Origin of the sequence: Actinomadura formosensis (assembly GCF_050948385.1) — a bacterium.
GTDB classification, from domain to species: Bacteria; Actinomycetota; Actinomycetes; order Streptosporangiales; family Streptosporangiaceae; genus Spirillospora; species Spirillospora formosensis.
In genome coordinates, this window is record NZ_CP192011.1 from 5,406,207 (window position 1) to 5,425,658 (window position 19,452).

Annotated in this window: 19 protein-coding genes; 2 read left to right on the forward strand and 17 right to left on the reverse strand. The window is 74.2% G+C overall.

Annotated features, from left to right (window positions below):
• Position 1: 1 nt before the first annotated feature.
• Positions 2-1,228 carry a hypothetical protein gene (locus ACQP1N_RS25400; RefSeq protein ID WP_433227074.1) on the reverse strand — a complete coding sequence of 409 codons (1,227 nt, stop codon included), beginning with the start codon at positions 1,226-1,228 and terminating at the stop codon, positions 2-4.
• Between the two features lie 98 nt (positions 1,229-1,326).
• On the opposite strand from ACQP1N_RS25400, the gene ACQP1N_RS25405 reads away from it, so the two are divergent.
• Entirely contained in the window at positions 1,327-1,704 is a 378-nt protein-coding gene (locus tag ACQP1N_RS25405) for a hypothetical protein (RefSeq protein ID WP_433227075.1), read from the forward strand.
• Here ACQP1N_RS25405 and ACQP1N_RS25410 read toward each other — a convergent pair.
• From ACQP1N_RS25410 to ACQP1N_RS25460, 11 genes are all read right to left on the reverse strand, one after another.
• Entirely contained in the window at positions 1,691-3,400 is a 1,710-nt protein-coding gene (locus tag ACQP1N_RS25410; RefSeq protein WP_433227077.1) for a CHAT domain-containing protein, read from the reverse strand. The two genes, ACQP1N_RS25405 and ACQP1N_RS25410, sit on opposite strands and share 14 nt — an antisense overlap.
• Before the next feature lie 21 nt (positions 3,401-3,421).
• A complete protein-coding gene (locus ACQP1N_RS25415) occupies positions 3,422-4,753 on the reverse strand; it encodes a CHAT domain-containing protein (RefSeq protein WP_433227079.1) in 1,332 nt (443 codons plus the stop codon).
• 123 nt (positions 4,754-4,876) lie between these two features.
• Entirely contained in the window at positions 4,877-6,361 is a 1,485-nt protein-coding gene (locus tag ACQP1N_RS25420) for an NADH-quinone oxidoreductase subunit C (RefSeq protein WP_433227081.1), read from the reverse strand.
• On the reverse strand, positions 6,361-7,839 hold the full coding sequence (locus ACQP1N_RS25425) for a proton-conducting transporter transmembrane domain-containing protein (RefSeq protein ID WP_433227083.1): 1,479 nt from the start codon (positions 7,837-7,839) through the stop codon (positions 6,361-6,363). Before ACQP1N_RS25425 ends, ACQP1N_RS25420 begins: the two co-directional genes overlap by 1 nt.
• Positions 7,839-8,498, reverse strand: a complete 660-nt coding sequence (locus ACQP1N_RS25430; RefSeq protein ID WP_433227085.1) for a hypothetical protein — start codon at positions 8,496-8,498, stop codon at positions 7,839-7,841. Before ACQP1N_RS25430 ends, ACQP1N_RS25425 begins: the two co-directional genes overlap by 1 nt.
• Positions 8,495-9,439 carry a respiratory chain complex I subunit 1 family protein gene (locus tag ACQP1N_RS25435; RefSeq protein WP_433227087.1) on the reverse strand — a complete coding sequence of 315 codons (945 nt, stop codon included), beginning with the start codon at positions 9,437-9,439 and terminating at the stop codon, positions 8,495-8,497. The genes ACQP1N_RS25430 and ACQP1N_RS25435 overlap by 4 nt, the downstream gene beginning before the upstream one ends.
• Complete coding sequence (locus tag ACQP1N_RS25440; protein ID WP_433227089.1) at positions 9,436-11,451, reverse strand: proton-conducting transporter transmembrane domain-containing protein; 2,016 nt, start codon at positions 11,449-11,451, stop codon at positions 9,436-9,438. The genes ACQP1N_RS25435 and ACQP1N_RS25440 overlap by 4 nt, the downstream gene beginning before the upstream one ends.
• A complete protein-coding gene (locus tag ACQP1N_RS25445) occupies positions 11,448-11,933 on the reverse strand; it encodes an NADH-quinone oxidoreductase subunit B family protein (protein WP_433227091.1) in 486 nt (161 codons plus the stop codon). The genes ACQP1N_RS25440 and ACQP1N_RS25445 overlap by 4 nt, the downstream gene beginning before the upstream one ends.
• Before the next feature lie 90 nt (positions 11,934-12,023).
• Positions 12,024-12,383: an ArsR/SmtB family transcription factor gene (locus ACQP1N_RS25450; RefSeq protein WP_067792434.1), complete on the reverse strand. Its 360-nt coding sequence runs from the start codon at positions 12,381-12,383 to the stop codon at positions 12,024-12,026.
• Positions 12,384-12,779: 396 nt separating this feature from the next.
• Positions 12,780-13,217, reverse strand: a complete 438-nt coding sequence (locus tag ACQP1N_RS25455) for a VOC family protein (RefSeq protein ID WP_067792259.1) — start codon at positions 13,215-13,217, stop codon at positions 12,780-12,782.
• Position 13,218: 1 nt separating this feature from the next.
• Positions 13,219-13,791, reverse strand: coding sequence for a DinB family protein (locus ACQP1N_RS25460; protein ID WP_067792256.1), 573 nt, complete (start codon positions 13,789-13,791; stop codon positions 13,219-13,221).
• A 61-nt stretch (positions 13,792-13,852) separates the two neighbouring features.
• Here ACQP1N_RS25460 and ACQP1N_RS25465 point away from each other — a divergent pair, with 61 nt between their 5' ends.
• Positions 13,853-14,812: a helix-turn-helix transcriptional regulator gene (locus ACQP1N_RS25465; protein ID WP_067792253.1), complete on the forward strand. Its 960-nt coding sequence runs from the start codon at positions 13,853-13,855 to the stop codon at positions 14,810-14,812.
• A gap of 62 nt (positions 14,813-14,874) precedes the next feature.
• Here ACQP1N_RS25465 and ACQP1N_RS25470 read toward each other — a convergent pair whose 3' ends face one another.
• From ACQP1N_RS25470 to ACQP1N_RS25490, 5 genes are all read right to left on the reverse strand, one after another.
• On the reverse strand, positions 14,875-15,402 hold the full coding sequence (locus ACQP1N_RS25470; RefSeq protein WP_433227094.1) for a VOC family protein: 528 nt from the start codon (positions 15,400-15,402) through the stop codon (positions 14,875-14,877).
• Positions 15,403-15,575: 173 nt separating this feature from the next.
• Entirely contained in the window at positions 15,576-16,268 is a 693-nt protein-coding gene (locus ACQP1N_RS25475; RefSeq protein WP_067792247.1) for a vWA domain-containing protein, read from the reverse strand.
• A 31-nt stretch (positions 16,269-16,299) separates the two neighbouring features.
• A complete protein-coding gene (locus ACQP1N_RS25480) occupies positions 16,300-17,433 on the reverse strand; it encodes a hypothetical protein (RefSeq protein ID WP_433227096.1) in 1,134 nt (377 codons plus the stop codon).
• Entirely contained in the window at positions 17,430-18,308 is an 879-nt protein-coding gene (locus ACQP1N_RS25485) for a protein phosphatase 2C domain-containing protein (RefSeq protein ID WP_067792241.1), read from the reverse strand. Before ACQP1N_RS25485 ends, ACQP1N_RS25480 begins: the two co-directional genes overlap by 4 nt.
• On the reverse strand, positions 18,296-19,447 hold the full coding sequence (locus ACQP1N_RS25490; RefSeq protein ID WP_433227099.1) for a hypothetical protein: 1,152 nt from the start codon (positions 19,445-19,447) through the stop codon (positions 18,296-18,298). The genes ACQP1N_RS25485 and ACQP1N_RS25490 overlap by 13 nt, the downstream gene beginning before the upstream one ends.
• Positions 19,448-19,452: the final 5 nt, after the last annotated feature.

Here is a 19,452-nt window from a genome sequence, read left to right on the forward strand (position 1 = left end):
GTCATCCGGCCGGCACGTGGACCCATGCCTGTTCGGCGAAGTCCTTGTCCGGAAGTTCGGCGGTGACCTCGGTGAACGCGTCCGCCGGGAGCCGGCCGTAGCCGTGTGCGAGGACGTCGCGGTAGATCGTCCCGGAGACGATCAGCGCGAAGTCGGCCTCCGGGTGCGCGGTCAGGGCCTCGCGTGCGGGCGCCGAGTCGAGCAGGCGGTGGACGGCGATGGTGGAGTCGCCGATCCACCCGTTGACGCCGGGCGCCACGTACCCGCGGTGCAGCGCGACGCGGAGCCGGATGCGGGCGTGCTCGTTCAGGTCGTGGTTGACCTCGGCGAGCGACGTCCGCAGCCCCTCGATCAGCAGCGGTATCGCGGCCGACTCGTCCAGGGCGGGCGGAAGGATCGCGAACTGGCCGTCGCCCGACCGCTGGAACACGACCTTCCCGTCGTCGATGCCGGCGCGCCGGCGCGCGTTCTCCAGCACCGCGAGGAACCGTTCCTGGGCGCGCACCGCCTCGGGGTTGCGGAAGCGGCTGAACCGCTCGATGTCGGCCGCCATGCACAGCCGGACGGTCCCCGCCGCGGCGGCGGCGCTGCGGGGACCGGCCGTTCCCGGCACGGCCACCCGCTCGGTGACCGAACCGTCCGGCTTCATGGCGAACACCGGGACGGTCTCGCTGCGGGCGTGCACGATCCGGGTGCGGTACCGGCCGCGTTCGATCGACGCGTCCACCCGGATCGACCCCGACACCTCGGGCAGGTCGCCCGGTGCCCTGACGATCGCGTGGATCGCCAGCTCGGGCGGGAGCACGGCACCGCCGCCGACGTCCCCGAACAGCCAGCCGGGCGCCGCTTCCCCCGCGTCGGAGAACGCGACGGGCGGGGCCGCCGCACCGGACGGGTGGTCTCCGGCGTCCATATGGACCACCGCCACCCGCCGGTCGTCGAAGCACAGCCGCAGGAACGCGGCGGTGTAGCGGGCGCGGCGGGGCAGGTCCGCCAGCCTGAACCGGGCCCGGACGTCGAGATGGTCGTGCTCACCGCCGGGCATCGCGTCGCGGATCGGCTCGGGCAGGGCGCCCGGCGCGATGCGCCGGACGGCGGGCCGCCCGACGGTGACGCCGCCGACGGGGCGCGGCCGCTCTCCCGTGACGAGTCTTGTCTCGGCCAGCACCCCGTCCGGGGGCGGTCCGGCGGATGCGGCGTCCCGGCCGTGCACAGACCGTGTCACCACGTCCCCTCCTCGGGGTCACCTTCGCATACCGATCGCGGGACGGTCCACCGGACGGCTAGAGTCGACGGGCATCGCGAGCGGCCACGAGGGGGACGACGATGCCGGACGGACCGCAGCGGCTCCCGTCGTCGTGGGCCGAGGTCTGCGCGCTGAAGGACCGCCTGCGCGCACTGGCGAAGCGGAGCGGCCACCTCACCGAATGGCGGAACCTGGACGAGGCCGCCCGGCGGCGGGCCGACACCCTGCGGGAGTGGCGGGCGCTGGCCGCGAAGATCACCGAGCACGGCGTCCTGTACGGGTCCTACGGGATCCGCGACGGCCTGGACGGTGCGGACGAGCCCGTCTACCGCTGCCCCGGCGAACGGCACTGCGACCGCATCGCGCGGGCGGACGACCACGGCCGAGCCCCGATGTGCCATCTGGCGGGCACGCCGATGACCCGGGCGCCCAGCCCGGATCGGCCTAGCCGGGACTAGCTCCGCCCGTCCCCCCGGCCACGGTCGCGGCGGGGTTGCCGTACACCGAGTAGGCCAGCCATGTGGGGTCGCCCGCCTCCTCCTTGATCGCCATCCGCGCGAGTTGCGACGCCCTGCCCAGTGGCTGCCGCCGCTCGTGGAAGTGGTCGTAGAAGTGGTCGGCGAACCTGCGGGCGGACGAGGAGCGCACGGCCCACAGCGACCCGATGAACGCCCCCGCGCCGGCCCGCATGAACTGCTCGGCCCAGCCCGTGGTCCGCACGAGCCGCGGCGCCTGCCCGGCCGTCCGGCAGCCGTTGAAGAACACCAGCGGACTGTTGCGCCAGGATCCGCGCTGCACCGCCGTCTGCAGGTCGCCGGGGCAGAACGCCCCGCCGTGCAGCCGGACGAATCCGCCCGTGCCCGCGTCGAAGCCGTGATGGCCCGCGAAATGCAGGATGCCCGCCGGACCGTCGTCGATCATGTCCTGCAGGTCGTCGAGGTCGTCGATGACGCCGCCGTCGTCCAGCCCGCAGAGCCGTGCGCGGACGGCCGCGACCTCCTGCCGGTACACCTCGTGCTCGTCGCCGGGTGCCGTCCCCGGCGGCGGCACGACGTACGTGGCGCGCGGCAGGGCGAGCCTGCGCACCCGTTCCTGGCCGTAGACCCGCCGCACGATGGGCACCCACTCGGCGAGGAAGCCGTTCTCGTTGTCGCCGTTCACCGGGTAGAGGAGTTCCCAGGGAACGTCGTCGACGTTGCTCGCGACGGTGAAGGACGTGATCCGGTCCGCCTGCCTCCAGAACTGGTCGTGGACCGCTTCGGGCACGACGTCGCTCCACAGTGCGGCGCCCAGGTTCCGCAGCCGGCGGCGGACCCGCGCCGGGCCGTCCAGGTCGGCTTCGCCCGAGGCCATCCGGCCCAGTTGCCGGGTGAGCCGCTCGATGAACGCCGCCGGGTCCCCGGCGACGCGCCCGGACCGCTGCGGGGAGTGCAGCGCGTCGCCGAGAAGCTGGAACTCGTAATGGTCCGACTCCCGGCTGACCTGCAGTGTCACCTCGCCGGGCTCGACGGCCATGGACGTGATCTCGGCGGTGTGGACGGTCTCCTCCCGCGACCCGGCCGCCTCGCCGGCCGACAGCTGCACGGCCGTCTCGCCGAGGAACGTCCCGCCGCGGAAGGCCCGCACCAGCACCCGGTGCAGGCCCGCCACGGGGGCGATGAAACCGAACTGCACGGGTTCGGAGTCGGCCTCGGCCGGAACCGTGAGCTCCTGCATGAGCTCGCCCACCGCGATCAGGTCGGGCGCCCACACGGCGATGACGACCTTCGCCCCCTCCGGCGGCACGTCGAGGGACTTCAGCGGGGCCAGGCCGTCGGCGGGGCCGAGGACGATCCGCACGAACATCGGCACCCGCCGGCCGACCGTGATCTTCTCGGCCATCGCGGCCTCAAGGAAGCGCTCGGCCGGCACCGGGGCGGCACGGTAGCCCTGCTCCCGCTCGTTCTGCGCGCGCAGCCAGCGCCGTAGCTCCGGCCTTCCGGTGAGCATCCTGCGCAACCGTGCCTTGGCCGACCCCGCCGGTAGCGCGAGGGCGCGGTCGATCTTCCGGCGCAGCTCGGCCGCCTCGCCGGGGTCGGGCAGCAGCGTGCCGAGCAGCGGGCTGATCTCCTCGGCGAACCTGCGCCACTCCCCCTCGTCCCGTCCCGCACTCATCGAACCGGTCCCCCGTTCAGGTCACACGCCGACATGCCCGAACCCCGCCCACGCGGGGATGGACGCCTCGTCCCGGTCATCGGGCTCGCGTTCCAGGACGTGGTCGAGCAGGGCATCGGCCACCTCGCCCGGCGGCCAGCCGGAGTCGCCGTCCAGGGCCCGCTCCCAGACGGCGGCCTTCTCACCGTTCGTCGTGTCGCGGACCCAGATCTGCGCGTCGCGGAGGGCGCGCGCGGGCGGGTGGCCGTCGCGCCGCCAGCGCCGGTAGAACTCCGCGGCCACCATGGCGGTCACCATGTCGGGGACCGCCCACAGGGACGCGACCACCCCGGCGGCGCCCGCCTGGAGCAGCCCGGTCGGCAGGGAGACGACCTCGTCCGGCAGTTCGGTGCCGGGCAGCGAGGTCTCGCACGCGGACAGGAACGCCAGCCTCAGCCGCAGGTTCATCGCCATCAGGTCGCGCACCCGCAGGATCTCGCCGCCGGCGAGGACGAGGCCGCTGTCGAGCGGACGGTCCAGGTCGGCGAATCCGTGGCAGGCGAGGTGCACCACGTCGGCGCCGGCGATCCCGCGCTGGACGGCGGCCAGGGTCGCCGCCTCACCGTCCAGCGTGCGCGGCGCGTCCGGGAGGGCGTGCCTCGCGACGGCCGCCTCCAGGGCGGTGAACGGCATGCGCGGATAGCGGGCGGGCAGCGGCCTCGGTTCGGTGACGGTGAGCAGCGCGCGCCCCGTCCGGTCCGCCGCGATCGCCCGTGCGGCGGTGAGCGAGCGGGCGTTCGGCGCGTAGCCGATCGTCGTCGCGTCCAGTGCGTACCGGCGGCCGGTCGGGGCGCGGGCGTCCTCGGTCCAGGCGGCGTGCAGCGGCAGCAGCCCGAGCAGGCCGCCCGGCACGAGCGTCACCGCGGGTGCGCCCGGCAGGTGCCGCAGGACGTCGCCCATGGCGGCCTCCCAGGCCCAGCGGGTGACGGCGTCCAGATCGGCGGCCCAGGCCGCGTGGCCGCCGGCGCCGCGGGCGCGGAACTCGCCGTACGAGGCGAGCAGCGAGCCCACCCGGTCGTGGACGGCCGCGGCGGTCAGCCCCGGCAGCGGAACATGCTCGACATCGGCGTCCCCGTCCGCCGTGGCGCGGACGATGAGCGCGAGCCCCTCGGCGTCCGCCGCCGCGATGTAGCACAGCGGATGCTCGGCCGCGGCCGCCACGTCGTCGAACGTGGGCGCCGCCATGAAGTCCCGGTGGCCGGGGAGCCGGCGGATCTCCTCGACGACCTCGTTCAGCTCCCGCCATGCCGCGCGCAGCTCTTCGAGATCGACGCCCGCGGACGGGCCGGGGCGCGGCCCCGCCGGATCGGCCATGGCGACGATGCTACGCGTCCCCCGGCCCGGAATCGCGGCGGCCGGGCCGGCCGCGCCGTGCGGCCCGCGCGGGGCCGTGGCGTGCCCGAGCCGTTCCGGGCGGGGTTCGGGGCCGGGCGGGGGTCAGAGGTCGTTGCCGGCGTAGGAGAGGTTGAAGCTCTTGTTGACCAGGGGGAAGTCGGGGACGATCGCGCCGGTGAGCGCGACCGGGAGGGCCGGCCAGTTGAAGAAGGACGGGTCGACGATCTTCACGCGGGACAGCGTCCCGTCGGGGGCGAGTTCGACGCGGTGGACGATGGTGCCGCGCCAGCCTTCCACGATCCCGATGCCGGACGGCATGCCCCCGGTGCGGGCGGTCGGGGGCCAGGAGGAGACCAGGCCCGGGTTCATGCCGTAGGTCAGATCGCGGATGATCTCGATGGAGGTGGCGATCTCGCGGGCGCGGATCTGGAAGCGGGCCAGCACGTCGCCGGTGCCGGCGGTGGCGACGGTGAGCGCCGGGCGCAGGTCGGTGAAGGGGTGGTCGCGGCGGGCGTCGGCGGAAAGGCCGCTGGCGCGGGCGACCGGGCCGAGGACGCCGAGGTCGCGTGCCGCGCCGGCCGGAAGGGGCGCGGTGCCGGTGAAGCGGTCGGCGACGACGGTGTGGCCGAGCGCCAGGCCGGCGAGTTCGGCGATGTCGGCGCCGATGGCCTTGAGCGCGGCCGGGCCGGGCAGGGTGCGCAGGACGGCGCCGCCGAGCAGGACGCCGCCGCGCAGCAGCCGGTGGCCGGTCAGGTCGGCGTTCAGCCGCAGGAGCTGCTCGCGGACGCGGCCGAACTGCGCGTTGAGGACGGAGTGGCCGACGTCGTTGCACAGCGCGCCGAGGTCGGTGACGTGGGTGTAGAGGCGTTCGAGTTCGAGCAGCACGGCCCGCATCCGCTGGGCGCCGGGTGAGACGACGCAGCCCGCGGCGTCCTCGACGGCGAGGCAGTAGGCGAGGGTGTGGCCGACGGTGGTGTCACCGCTGACGCGTTCGGCCAGCGCGAGCCCGTCACCGGGGACGCGCCCCTGGAACAGCTTCTCCAGCCCCTTGTGCACGAACCAGAGCCGTGCCTTCAGCTTGAGGATGCTCTCCCCGACGACGGAGAACCGGAAGTGCCCCGGTTCGATCAGTCCCGCGTGCACCGGCCCGACCGGGATCTCGTACACGCCGGGCCCGTCCACCTGGACGAACGGGTAGGGGCCCTCGGGGTCGCCGAACGGGGGCGGCGGCCCGGCGTCGGCGCGCATCGGGTACCAGCCGCGCGGCCAGTGGTGGTGGCGGACGAGCCGGCGCGGCAGCGGATGATCGGCCGGGACGATCCCGTACAGGTCGCGCATCTCGCGTTCGAACCGTCCCGCCGGGAAGCTGAGCGCGGCCAGGCTCGGCACCGCCGGGTCGGCGCGGTCGAGGCGGACGTGCAGTTCGGTGCGGCGGTCCCGGTCGCCCGCGGTGAACAGGTAGACGACGCGGAGCCCGCCCGGGTCCTCATGGGCGGCGGCCAGGGCGAGGCGGTGCCCGTCCTCCAGCAGCTCCGCGGCGTGCTTGGGCAGGTGGGCGGCGTCGATGTCGCTGACGGTCGTGGTCATCAGTGCGCTCCGAGGACGGCGGCGGCGTCGAGCAGGAGGTCGTGCAGGGGGCCCAGGCCGATCCCGAGCACCGCGCAGGCCGACAGCCCGAGCAGCAGGCCGGCTGCGGCTCCGAGCGGCGGCCGGGACGGCAGCGTCGCGGCGCCCGGCCCGGTCCCCGGGGCGCCGAGCAGCATCCGGGCCGTCCCGGACGCGACGGCGGCGGTGATGACCAGCAGCAGGACGAGCGCGGCGCCGACGGCCCAGCCGAGCCCGGCGGTGAACCCGGCGCGGAAGATGGCGAGTTCGCTGGCGAACAGGCTGAACGGCGGGAAGCCGAGCAGCGCGAGCACGGCGGCGCCGAACCCGCCGCCGATCAGCGGCGAGCGGGCCGCGAACCCGCGCACGGCCGCGATCCGGCTGGTGCCGGCGGCCTGCTGGATGTGCCCGGAGGTGAGGAACGCGACCGACTTGGCGAGCCCGTGCCCGAGGACGTGCAGGAGGACGGCGGTCATGGCGAGCGGTGTCCCGATCGCGGCGCCGAGCGCGAGCAGACCCATGTGCTCGATGCTGGAGTAGGCGAGCATCCGCTTGTAGTCGCGCTGGCCGAGCAGCAGCGCCGCGGCGAGCGCGAGCGACGCGAGCGCGGCGGTCAGCAGCAGCGCGCGGGCGAACCCGGCCCCGAGCGCGGCGTCCGCGATCACCTTGACGCGCAGCACGGCGTAGAACGCGACCGACAGCAGGACACCGGACATGAGCGCGGACACCGGCGCCGGGGCCTGGCTGTGCGCGTCCGGCAGCCAGGCGTGCAGCGGCGCGAGCCCGGCCTTGGCGCCGAAGCCGAGCACGAGCAGCGCGACGGCGATCCGGGTGACCTGCGGGTCGAGGCTCCCGGCGTGGGCGGCCAGTTCCGTCCAGTCCAGGGAGCCGGACGACGGTACGTGCGCGTGCTGCGCGGCGAAGTGCAGCAGCGCGACGCCGAGGAACGCCAGCGCGATCCCGGCCGAGCAGATCACGACGTACTTCCAGGCGGCCTCGGTCGCGTTGCGGGTGCGGCGGTGCCCGACGAGGAACGCGGTCACGATCGTGGTCGCCTCGATCGCGACCCACAGCGTCCCGAGGCTCGCGGCCAGCACCGCCAGCGCCATCGCGGCCACGAACGCCTGGGTGAGGACGCCGTACCGGCGCGTGTCACGGGCGGTCGCGTGCCCGGCGGCCTCCTCGGCGGCCAGGTAGGCGGGGCTCGCCAGCATCGCGAGCAGCGCGACCGCGCCGATCACGATGAGCATGAACGCGCTGAGCGAGTCGGCGCGCAGCAGGCCGTGCAGCCCGGTGCGCGGCCCGCCCGCGGTCTGGACGGCGAGCACGATCCCGGAGGCGAGCACCGCGGCGGCGGACAGCGCGCCCGGCCAGGACGTCCCGCGCCGCCGGCCGGGGACGGCGTGGGCTCCGGCGGCCAGCAGCGGCGCCCCCAGCGGGGCGATCAGCAGCAGGGTCATCAGTCGCGCAACTCCCGCAGATCGTCCAGGTCGGTGTCGCCGAAGGCGGCCCGCATCCGCGCGGTCAGCACCTGGAGCACCAGCACCGCCAGCAGCACGTCGAGCGAGACGCCGAGTTCCACGATGAGCGGCACCCCGGAGGTGGTCAGGAACGCCACCGCGGTGATGCCGTTGTCCATGAGCAGGAACCCGACGATCTGCGACAGTGCCCGCCGCCTCGTCACCAGGACGAACAGCCCGATCAGCAGCACGGTCAGCGCGATCGGGACGGCGTGCGTCGCGGGCGTCGGGTCGAGCCGGACGATGGGGCGGCTCACCGCGTAGGCGAGGAGGCCGAGCAGCGCCGCGATCGTGAGCGAGGTCGCCACGTTGACCAGCGGCTGCGTCTCCCGGTTCGCCGCGCCCCCGGCCAGGGCGCGGCGCAGCAGCCACGGCAGGACCAGCGCGCGCAGCGCCCCGATGCCGAGGGCGAGCGCGACGACCTCGGCGTCCCCCTCGTGGACGCCGAGGACCGCGATGAGCAGCGCGAGCGCGCCGCCCTGCAGGGCGAACAGCCGCACGATCGCGGCGAGGTCGCGGCGCCACAGCACCAGCACGCCCGCGAGCAGGAAGGCGCCGCAGGCCGCGTCGAGGAGCTGGACGTAGGTGCTGTGGTTCATGGCGCGACCAGGAAGAAGGAGGAGGCGACGGCGAACAGCGCGAGCACGAACGAGCCGGCGAGCAGTTCGGGCACCCGGAACATGCGGAGCTTGGCCATGAAGACCTCGGCGGCGGCCAGCGCGGCGCCCGCGACCGCGACCTTGGCGGCGATGGCCGCGGCGCCGACCGGCAGCATCGCCGGGGAGTCCACCGCGATGCCCCAGGGGGCGAACAGGCCGGCGAGCAGGCCGAGCAGCACGGTCAGCCGCATCGCCGACGCCCACTCGACCAGTGCCAGGTCGGGCCCCGCGTACTCCAGCACCATCGCCTCGTGGATCATCGTGAGTTCGAGGTGCGTGGACGGGTTGTCCACCGGTATGCGCCCGGCCTCGGCGATCACGACGACCACGAGGGCGACGAGCGCCAGCAGGCTCGCGGGGAACACGACCTGCTGCGGGTCGTCGAGGACGGAGGTGACGATCGCGCCGAGGTTCGTGGAGCCGACCCGGACCGACATCGCGAACGTCGACAGCAGGATGGTGGGCTCCACCAGCGCGAGCACGACCATCTCGCGGCTCGCGCCCATGCCGCCGAACGCGGTGCCGGTGTCGAGTCCGGCCAGCGCGAGCGCGACCGTGCCGAGGGCCAGCAGGGCGGTCACGGCGAACAGGTCGGCGGCGCCGTCCAGCGGGGACCGCGTCGTGACGAGGGGGATCACGGCCGCGACCACGAGCGTCGTGCCCGCGAGCAGCAGCGGCGCCATGCGGAACAGCGGGCCCGTGCCGTGCGGGGTGATCGGCTCCTTGCGCAGCAGTTTGCGCAGGTCGCGCCAGGGTTGCAGGATTCCGGCGCCGGCTCGTCCCTCGGCTTTGGCCCGCACCTGGCGCATCAGCCCGACGAGCAGCGGCGCCCCGGCCGCCACCAGGACGACCTGCAGGACGGCCCCGATGATCCCGGTCACCGGATCACCGCCAGGGCGATCAGCAGGCCGGTGAAGGTGTAGAAGCCGTACCCGACATAGCGGTGCACGCTGCCGTTGGCCAGCCCGCGCGCCGCCTCGCCCGCCCGCGCGGCGGCGGTCAGGACGGGGCGGTACAGCCGATGTTCGATCCGGTCGCCGACTCGCGTCCGGTAGGTCACGCTGTTCACGAGATAGGCCGACTCCTTCAGGGGCGTGACGTCGAGGTCGGTTTCGGGTGCGAGGACGTCGTCGAAGACGCGCTGCAGCGGTTCGGCGAACGACGTCGCCGTGTACTCCATGCGCGCCGACATCGGGCCGGCGCCGCAGTCCCACAGCCGCGCCCGGCGGCGGGCCGTCCGGCGGGTCGCGGCGACGCGCAGCAGGGCGAGCAGCCCGACCACGGCGACCAGCAGGAACGCGGCGATGAGCAGCGGCGACATGGTGCCGGCCAGCCCGGCGAGGTGCAGTGTGACCGGCCCCGTCACCGCGTCCGGCCCGGGAGCCGCGACGGCGACGGACCGGGCGAGCGCCGGCAGGACGGCCCCCGGGGAGATCGCCGGCAGGACGCAGCACAGCGCGGCCACGGCCATCCCGGCGAGCATCGGTGCCGGGGCCTCGCGGGCACGTTGCGCGGCGGAGCTGCGGGGCCGCGCCAGGAACCCGACGCCGAACGCCTTCACGAACGTGGCGATCGCGAGGCCCGCCGACAGCGCCACGACGGCCACCGCCGGCGGCATCGTGACCGCCGTCAGCGTCCCGCCGGAGGGGAGCGCGTGGATGAGGCTCTGCAGGAGCAGCCACTCGCTGACGAAGCCGTTGCCCAGCGGGAGCGCGGAGGCCATCAGGGCGCCGACGCCGAAGAGCGCCGTGGTGGCCGGCATCGTCGTCCGCAGGCCGCCGAGGGCGTCCAGGTCCCGGGTGCCGGTGCCGTGCAGGACGGAGCCGGCCGCGAGGAACAGCAGCGTCTTGAACCCCGCGTGGTTGACGATGTGCAGCAGCGCGGCGGTCAGCGCCAGCGCCGACAGGGCGCGCGCGCCGGACACCGCGAACAGCCCGGACGCGCCCACGCCCACCAGGACCAGGCCCATGTTCTCGCAGGTCGAATAGGCCAGCAGCCGCTTGAGGTCGCCGGCCACGGCCGCCTGGAGGATGCCGTACAGCGCCGACGCCCCGCCCGCCGCCAGGACGAGCAGCCACCACCAGGCCGCCCCGCCGCCCAGCAGGTCGAAACCCACCCGGACGATCCCGTACACGCCGAGGTTCACCATGGCCGCGCTCATCAGCGCCGACACGTGGCTCGGCGCCTCGGGGTGGGCGCGCGGCAGCCACACGTGCAGCGGCGCGATCCCGGCCTTGGACGCGAAACCGGCGAAGACCGCGAGGAACACGGCGCCGCGGCCCGCCGCCGGGAGCCCGTCCGCCGCGGCGCGGAGCCCCTCGAACGACTCGCTGTGCGCGGCGGCCGCGAACCCGGCCAGGCCGCCGAGGATCACCACCAGCCCCAGGTGCGTCATGACCGCGTACCAGAGCCCCGCCGCCCGGACCTCGTCCCGGCTCCGGTGCTCGGCCACGACCAGCAGCAGCGACGCCAGCGCCATCAGCTCCCACGCCAGCAGGAACGTGCTCACGCTCGCCGCCGCCGGGACCAGCGTCATCGCCGCGAGGAAGACGGGCACCATCGTCTGCGGCACGCGTCCGTCCAGGCCGCCGTGGCGGGTGTAGCCGATCCCGTAGAGGGCGGCGCAGACGGCCACGGCTCCGGTGACGGCGAGGAACAGCCCGCCGAGCGGATCCAGCGCCAGCCGGGCGCCCGCGAGCGGCAGCAGGCCGGGCAGCCGCGCGCTCCAGTCCCCGCCCCGCATCGCCGCGGCGCCGGCGACGACCGCGGCCGCTCCACCGCCCGCGGTGAGGACCCCGGCCGTCACCCGCCTGGGCCCGCGCGGCAGGACGAGCCCCGCGACGGCGGCCAGCAGGGTCAGCCCGAGGGCGGCCGGGAAGGCGACGGACGTCATCGGCCGGTCAGCCCGCGCAGCGCCGCGACGATCGCCTCCGGCTCGGGTGGGCAGCCGGGGATTTCGAGGTCCACCGGGACGACGTCCCCGACCGCGCCCACGACCCCGTACGCCTCGGCGAACACGCCGCAGTTACGCGCGCAGTCGCCCAGCGCGATGACGACCTTCGGCTCGGGGACGGCCTCGTAGGTGCGGCGCAGCGCCATCTCCATGTTGCGCGTGACCGGGCCCGTCACCAGCAGCGCGTCCGCGTGCCGGGGCGAGGCCACCTGCCGCGCGCCGTACCGTTCCGCGTCGTACACGGGCCCGAACGCCGAAGCGATCTCCACCTCGCAGCCGTTGCACGACCCCGCGTCCACGTGCCGGATCTGGATCGATCCACCGAGGTCGCGGGCGCGCTCGGGAAGAACCGGTTCGGGCGCTCGGGGCGCGTCCTGCGCGACGCGCCCGGTCTTGCGGATCTTGCGGAACAGGTCTCTCACGCGGGTCCCCGAAACTCGATACTGACATGCGCAATTGCAAATTTTAGCAACTAATAAGGATGCTAGAGCCGCATCCCCGACGGCGGGCGGTCAGGCGCCCTCGCGGCCCCGCCCGCCGGCGGGACCGGAGGCGCGCATCTCGTCCAGCAGTTCCGCCTGCCCGGACAGCACCCCGGTCAGGATCTCCCGCGCCACCGCCAGCAGTTCCGCGAGCCGCGGGCTGGTCAGCGAGTAGATGACCGTCGCCCCCTCCTTGCGGGAGACGACGAGCCCCGCCCGCCGCAACACCGCGAGCTGCTGCGACAGGTGCGCCGGCTCGATCCCGACCTCCGGCAGCATCTCGGCCACCGCGTGGTCGCGCTCGCTCAGCAGCTCCAGCACCCGTATCCGCGCCGGATGGCCCAGCGTCTTGAAGAACTCCGCCTTCAACTGGTACAGCGGCGTGCTCACCGCGCCCACCCACCGGTCATCCGTGGCACCATTCCCCTAGCGTACCCGCCGAAGTAGCAACATTAGCAATTGCTAAGACTAGCAACTCCCCCGCCCCCACCTGTACGGGCGGCCCGATGACGAAGATCGGCGCGCAGGCAGCCTCCAGGGAGTGATGTTTCCGGAACTTCTCCGGGGTGGTTCGGCCCATCAGCAGGAGTGGTCGAAGAGAGCGGCGAACGGACCCCAGGTCAGGCATCGACCAGCGGAACTGGGAGTTCACCAAGATCACCGCCGGTTTCCGACCCGTCCCGCGCGGCCCGCGTCCCCCTTCCCGGACGCGGGCCGCCCGGCAGGCCCGGCCACCCGATCGATCACACGATGACCACGCACCCGGCCCCGGCGGGTCCTCGTGGATCAGTCGAGGCAGAACTCGTTGCCTTCGGGGTCGGCCATCACGATGTGGCCGGCGCCGAGCGGCGGGGCGGGGTCGTGGCGGCGGAGCCGGGTGGCGCCGTGGGAGACGAGCCGCTCGGCCGCCGCCTCCAGGGCCGCCATCCGCGCGTCGCCCGTGAGGCCGGGGGCGGCTCGCACGTCGAGGTGCACGCGGTTCTTGGCCTGTTTGGGTTCCGGTACCCGCTGGAAGAACAGCCGCGGCCCGGAGCCCTCGGGGTCGACCAGCGCCGAGGCGTCGTTGCGGTTCCCGGGGGGTACGCCCATCGCCTCCAGCGCCTGATCCCACGACTCGAAGCCCGCGGGCGGGTCCTGCAGCCGGTAGCCGAGGGCCTCGGCCCAGAACGCCGCCAGCCCGGCGGGGTCGGCGCAGTCGAAGGTGATCTGGATGTCGCGGGCCATCTCAGCTCGCCTCCCGGTCGGTGTGCAGGTACAGGTCGCGCAGCAGGCACACCTCGGCCAGATGGTGGATCAGCTCGCGGTTGATGTGCAGGACCAGCGCCGCCAGCGGACGTTCGGCGTACGGTCCCTCCGCCTCCCCGCACGGGCGGGCGAGGCCGGTTTCGCCGAGGGACTCGACCCCGGCCAGCCACGCGGCGTACTCCGCGTCGAGCTGGTCCAGCGCCGCGGCCGCGGTCGGGGCGTACTCGAACGACTGGTAGTCGGCGGGCGCGCGGCCGAAGTGCGCGGCGTTGCGCGCCGCGAGCACGCCGACGATCACGTGCCCGAGCCGCCAGGCGATCGTCGTGAACGGCGGCGGGTCGGGCACCGGCATCGCGAAGTCGATGGTCACGGCGCCGGACCCGGCCTGCACCGGGGCGGTGCCGGTGCCGCGCGGGCGCACGTTCCAGCAGCCGGGCACCGGCTCCCAGAAGTACTCGTCATCGGTGAGCCCGTCGAGGCGATCGCGCAACTGGCTGGTCCAGTGCCAGGCGAGCTGCTCGCGGAGCAGGGAGTTCCAGGTCTGGTCGGTCATGTTCCCACCCTGCCGCCTATAGCGGACAGCATCGTTCCTTGATTCGTGGAACGATGAACGCGTGACCGTCGAGGGGACGATCGAGCGGGTGCTGCGGTTGCTGGCACTGCTGCAGCGCCGGCCGTCCTGGACCGCCGCCGAACTGGCCGCCGAGCTGGGGGTCACCGACCGCTCGGTGCGCCGCGACGTGGAGCGGCTGCGCGCGGTCGGCTACCCCGTGCACGCTGCGGCGGGCGTCGGCGGCGGCTACCGGCTCGGCGCGGGCACCCGGCTGCCGCCGCTGCTGCTGGACGACCAGGAGGCGATCGCGACGGCGGTGTCGCTGCGGCTGGCGTCGGGGGGCACGGTCGCCGGGGCGGGCGAGGCGGCGCTGCGGGCGCTCGCCAAGCTCGACCAGGTGATGCCGCCCCGGCTGCGTGCGCAGGTGCGGGCAGTGCACAGCGCCACCGAGACCCTGGTCGGCCCCGGTGTCGAGATCGACCCGGAGCTGCTGGTGACGCTCGCCCGGGCCTGCCGCGACGCCGTGCGGGTGCGGTTCCGGTACGCCGGCCGCGGCGGCGAGGAGCGCGAGCGCACGGTCGAGCCCGTGCGGATGGTCGCCACGGCCCGCCGCTGGTACCTGATGGCCTGGGACGTCGACCGCGACGACTGGCGCACCTTCCGGCTGGACCGGATGCGCGAGGTGGTGGCGACGACCTGGCGGTTCCGGGCGAGGGAGCATCCGGACCCGGTCGCCTACGTGCAGCGGTCCGTGACCCAGGCGCCGTACCGGTATCTCGCCCGGGTGCGGGTGCGCGCCCACCCCGACCGGGTGCGGGAGCTGGTGCCGCCCCAGGTGGGGCGCGTCGAGGACGATCGCGACGGGTGGTGCGTGCTCGTCGTCGGCGGGGACGACCTGAACTGGCTCGCCATGCACGTGGTCCGGCTGGGCTTCGAGGCGGAGGTGCTGGAGCCCCCGGAGCTACGAGAGGCCGCCGCCCTGCTCGCCCGCCGCCTCGCCGCGATGGCGGGCACCGGCTGATCGGCGCGTCCTTCCACGGCCGTCCCGCAAGCGGTGTCGTCGTGGTGCCCTCGCCTCTGGGGTCACTCCGTTTCGGTGATCGGGTTCAGGAACACCTCCTTGGCCTCCCGGGGGGTGATGCCGGTGCGTCCGGTGAGGTCGTTGCGCGGGTCGGTGAACCGGAAACGGTAGCCGCCCGGCGGCAGGTGGCCGATCTCCCACCAGTTGCCGTCGAGGTCCTTGAGGTAGAAGGAGTAGACGCCGTGCTGGCGGACGGGCCTGTTCAGCTCCTTGACGCCGTACTCGTCGGCCACCTCCGCGATCCGGTCGTACGCCTCGTCCACCTCGGCGTCGCTGCCCACGTCGAGGCCGTTGTGGTAGAGCAGCGGCATGTCGGGCCGGTCCGGTTTCGACTCCAGGCACACGTAGGTGTGGTCGCCGCCGAGCCGGATGTAGAGCGCCGCCATCATCGGCTGGACGACTTCGAGCCCGAGCACTTCCTCGTAGAAGCGGCGGGTCGCCGTCACATCGGTGATCTTGAGCGTGCCATGCGAAAGGAAACGGGACTTGATCGCGGGCTCTTTGGTCGAACGGTGCGTGATCGCAGGCATTGACCCTCCAATTCGGCGCCTTTGTGGCGCCGGAACGGCGACCACCTCCACCATTTCACGGCAAATAGCCCTTTCAGGGAACCCTCTTTTCCGGGGCAGTTCGGGGGCGAGTGATCAGCCCGTCGGAATGGTCGCCGCTTCGCGCCGCACGGCGGGGCGCCGGCCCGCTCGCTTCACTGCTCCACGTACTCCTCCGACAGGACGCGGTATCCCGCCACCTCGTTCGGCAGCATCAGCCGGCGCGCCTGCACCGAGGCCACCATGCTGCTCAGCATGCCGTTCATCGCCTCGGGGAGGGCGCTCGTGGCGTCGCCCAGCGCCGGGTCCGCCATGTAGGTCTGGACGGTGGACATGGCGCGCAGGATCTCCTCGACGGCCTCCCCGAAGCCGAAGGAGATGATCCGGGGATGCCGGCGCCACTCCCTGTCCACCAGGGCGCGGTGCGGTTCCCGCCACGCGTCGGTCGGCCGGTCGGTCGGCGCGCCGTCGGTCAGCAGGAAGACGACCGGCCGCAGGACGCTGTAGCCCTTGTCCTGCAGGAGCGGGACGTCGAGGTCGATCCGGTCGCGGAGCAGCTCGAACAGCGGCCCGAATCTGGTGCCGCCGTGGCAGCGCAGCACCGGCATCTGCCGCATCCGCGTCAGCTCCGTCATCTTCACCACGACCGTGGGCGCGGACGAGAACGCGATGATCGACAGGTGCACGAACTCCGAGACACGGGGGTTGAGGTACAGCTCCTTGATGATTTTGGCGAGGGTCTCGTTCAGCAGGCCCTCGTGCTTCTGCATCGACTTGGAGACGTCGAGCGCGATGTAGGTGGGCATGCCCTTGCCGAGGCCGGGCGCCGCTTCGGCGGGGTCGGTCATGATGTCCTCGATTCGTCGGGGCGGGAGCGCGTCAGAGCAACGCTGAGACGATGCCGCTCACCAGCAGCAGGGCCAGCGCGCCCAGGCACGCGATGATCAGCGGGATGACGTACCGTTCGAGGCCGGCCCGGCCCGGTGCGCCGGGGTCCCGCTCGAACGGGTCGTCCTCGATGTGCGGCGCGGCGGCCGGGGACGACGGGGCGGCCGTGGAGGGCGGAGCCGGCACGGAAGGCGAGGCCAGCACGGAGGGTGGGGCGGCCGGGGGCGGCCTCTCGGTCCCCGCCGGGCGGGCGTCCAGGTCGCTCTCCAGCAGTTCCAAGAGCTCCCCGCAGCTCGGCCGCAGCTCCGGCGGGTCGTCGAGCGAGCATTGCAGGGCTTCCCCGAACGCGCCGGCGCGCAGCCGGGCGTCCAGCGCGTCCAGGGCCGGATGCGGATCGCGGCCCCGGACGCCGGTGAGGGCGCGCAGCACCGTCACCGCGACCTTGTAGCGGTCGGTGTGGACGGTGAGGCGCTCGCCCGGACGCACCGCCGGGTCGTCCCACGAGTTGCACTCGACCCACGGACGGGACGACAGGCCGCAGCTGTCCATGTCGATGAGGAAGATCCGGCCCGTGCCGCGCGCCCAGAACAGGTTCGCGTACGACCAGTCCCCGTAGACGACGCCATGGCGCTCCAGAAGCGCCGCGACGCGCAGGACGTTCCGCGCCACGCGCAGCCGCTCCCGCGAGTCCGGGACGGCCATGTCGCGGGCCTCGTAGAACTCCCGGCCGGTCTGGACGAGCTGGTCCAGGCTGAGCGGAACCGATTCGGGCGGCCCGAACGGCGTGTGCACCCGCACGGAGAACTCGGCGGGCGCCTTCGCCAGCACGACCCCTGCCGTCGTCCCGTCCGACACGACGCGGCTGACCGGCCAGCAGGTCGCCTCGTCCACCAGGGCGCGGTCGTGCGGGGTCATCGCGGCGGGCAGCCCGATCAGCCGGTCCAGCACCTCGGGCGGTTCCTCCGGGGAACCGGGCTTGTAGCGCTTGACGAGCCAGCCCGGGTGGGCCGCGCTCTCGTACACCGCCGTGGACTGGCCGTTCTCCCCGGCGATCCGCGCCCCGGCCGCGGCGACCTCCGCCAGCTCGGTGACCGGCCCGAACGGCCGGTCCGACCAGGCCCTCACCGGTCGCACCAGATCACGACGGCGGTGCGGTCGTCGAGCCGGCCGCGGGCGTCGTAGCCGACGTCGGTGACGAACGAGGCGATGTGCGGCGGCCCGGCCCAGCGTTCGGCGAACCACGGCGCGGCCCCGTCGGCGAGCATGTCGCCGATCCCGTCGGTGGCGAACGCCAGCACGGCGCCCCGCTGCACGGTGACCCGCGCCGTCCGCGCCCGGTCCGGGTGGAACGGCAGGAACTCGGTCAGGACGTCGCGGTCGAGCCCCGTCTTGTCCGCGCCGGCCAGCCGGGTCCAGCCCGCGTCCACGCGGAGCCACGCGCCCACGTCGGCGATCCACGCCAGCCACACCTCCCGGCTGCCGTCGGGGGCGGGCTCCACGGGGACCGCCACCGCGAGCGCCGCCGCCCGCACGTCGTCCTCGGTCACCTTCTGCTGGACCGCCATGCCCGACATCTGCCGCGCCGCGTCCAGGAAGAGGGCGGGCGCGTCCGGTTCCGCGCCGCGCCCGAGGTCGGCGCGGAGCCGGCCGATCAGCGCGGTGACCGCGACGTTCGCGCCGAGGTGGGAGCGGCTGCTGTCGGACATCCCGTCGGCGACGGCGACCAGCAGGTACCGCCGGTGGGGGTCGCGGCCGAGCCGGTAGGCGTCCTGCCGGTGCTGGGCGGGCTCGGCGCAGCGATGCCCCGGGCCGACGAGCGAGGCCGCCCGAACGGTCAGCGGCCCGACGCTGACCGCGTCGGCGGCGATCCCGGAGATGGCGGGCTCGTCCGGCAGCCGCCACGGCATCCGGGACTGCCGCGCGCCCGTGCCGAGCGGACGCGGGAAGTCGATCTGCGCGGGGCCGGGCGGCGCCGGCCGCAGGCGGTTCAGGAATCCCACGGCATCGGCCTCCAGTCGACCTTGGGGGTGTCGGCGCGCCCGCGCAGGTCCTCCGGCATGACGTCCTCGTCGTCGCCGTCGTCGCCGTCGTCCACGTCGCGGACCGGCTCGCCGGGCAGTGCCGGGGTGGCGTACGCGGCCGGCGGGATCGCCGGCTGGTCGAGGATGCCCGACCTGCTCTCCGGTTGGAGCAGGTCCGTCATGGACCCGCGCAGCTGCTGGAGCATCTCGTTGACCTCGGCCGGCTGGATGATCCGCTGCTCGATGGCCTGCCGGTAGAGCTCGATGATCCGTTCCTCTTTGATCTCCTCGTGCCGGCGCATGTCGAGGATCAGGGTGCCGACCCGGCTCGGATCCTGCGCCAGGTAGCGCAGGAACAGGTCGGAGCTGGTCCGGATGGAGACCCGCAGCGCGCCGACCTCCTCGTCGGTGAGCTGGCGGTTGACCCTGGCGATCTGGAACCGCTCCTGGAAGTGCCGGGTCCGCTCGTCGGGGATGGCCTTGACGTAGCAGCGGTGGACGGTGATGCCCTCGTCGTAGGTGCGGGGCTCGGCGCGGAACCGCTCGGCGAGCGCGGTCTCCATCTCGGCGACCTGCTCGATCTGGAACCGGTGGCCGACGGTCCGGGCGATGTCCAGCAGCCGGGCCCGGACGATCTCGGCGGCGTCGCCGAGGCCCCGCCTGACGACCGCGGCCGGGTCGGTCACCGACCACTCCGCCTGCACCGTCAGCTCGAACCGGGACAGCTCCGTCCGGCTCGGGACCGAGTCCACGAAGGTGTTGCGGCGCAGGGTCGTGTCCACCTCGAAGCACCACTCGTAGCGGGGGCCGCCGAAGCCGAGCATCCCGCGCTGCGGCGGCGCGGACAGCCGCACCAGCCCGCCCTCCCGGTCGGAGAAGACGAAGGCCCGCCCGGGTTTCGCCGCCTGCCGCGGCACCTCCCCGGCGGGCAGCACGGTGATGATGACCGGCTCGGACGACCCGGACTCCGCCGAGGCGAAACGTGCCGGGAAGGACTCGGGCGGCGACGGATCCGGCCCGCCGGCGGGCGGGGCCGCCTGCGCGGGCACGGGACGCATGCCCTCGGGGGACGGGGCGTCATGCCGGGCGTCTTCGGCGTTCTCGGCGTTCTCGGCCACGGAGG

Bases quoted from the DNA above. Each gene is read 5' to 3' on its own strand.
- ACQP1N_RS25405 (WP_433227075.1), top strand. From the start codon at position 1,327: ATGCCGGACGGACCGCAGCGGCTCCCGTCGTCGTGGGCCGAGGTCTGC.
- ACQP1N_RS25410 (WP_433227077.1), bottom strand. From the start codon at position 3,400: ATGAGTGCGGGACGGGACGAGGGGGAGTGGCGCAGGTTCGCCGAGGAG.
- ACQP1N_RS25415 (WP_433227079.1), bottom strand. From the start codon at position 4,753: ATGGCCGATCCGGCGGGGCCGCGCCCCGGCCCGTCCGCGGGCGTCGAT.
- ACQP1N_RS25420 (WP_433227081.1), bottom strand. From the start codon at position 6,361: ATGACCACGACCGTCAGCGACATCGACGCCGCCCACCTGCCCAAGCAC.
- ACQP1N_RS25425 (WP_433227083.1), bottom strand. From the start codon at position 7,839: ATGACCCTGCTGCTGATCGCCCCGCTGGGGGCGCCGCTGCTGGCCGCC.
- ACQP1N_RS25430 (WP_433227085.1), bottom strand. From the start codon at position 8,498: ATGAACCACAGCACCTACGTCCAGCTCCTCGACGCGGCCTGCGGCGCC.
- ACQP1N_RS25440 (WP_433227089.1), bottom strand. From the start codon at position 11,451: ATGACGTCCGTCGCCTTCCCGGCCGCCCTCGGGCTGACCCTGCTGGCC.
- ACQP1N_RS25455 (WP_067792259.1), bottom strand. From the start codon at position 13,217: ATGGCCCGCGACATCCAGATCACCTTCGACTGCGCCGACCCCGCCGGG.
- ACQP1N_RS25460 (WP_067792256.1), bottom strand. From the start codon at position 13,791: ATGACCGACCAGACCTGGAACTCCCTGCTCCGCGAGCAGCTCGCCTGG.
- ACQP1N_RS25470 (WP_433227094.1), bottom strand. From the start codon at position 15,402: ATGCCTGCGATCACGCACCGTTCGACCAAAGAGCCCGCGATCAAGTCC.
- ACQP1N_RS25475 (WP_067792247.1), bottom strand. From the start codon at position 16,268: ATGACCGACCCCGCCGAAGCGGCGCCCGGCCTCGGCAAGGGCATGCCC.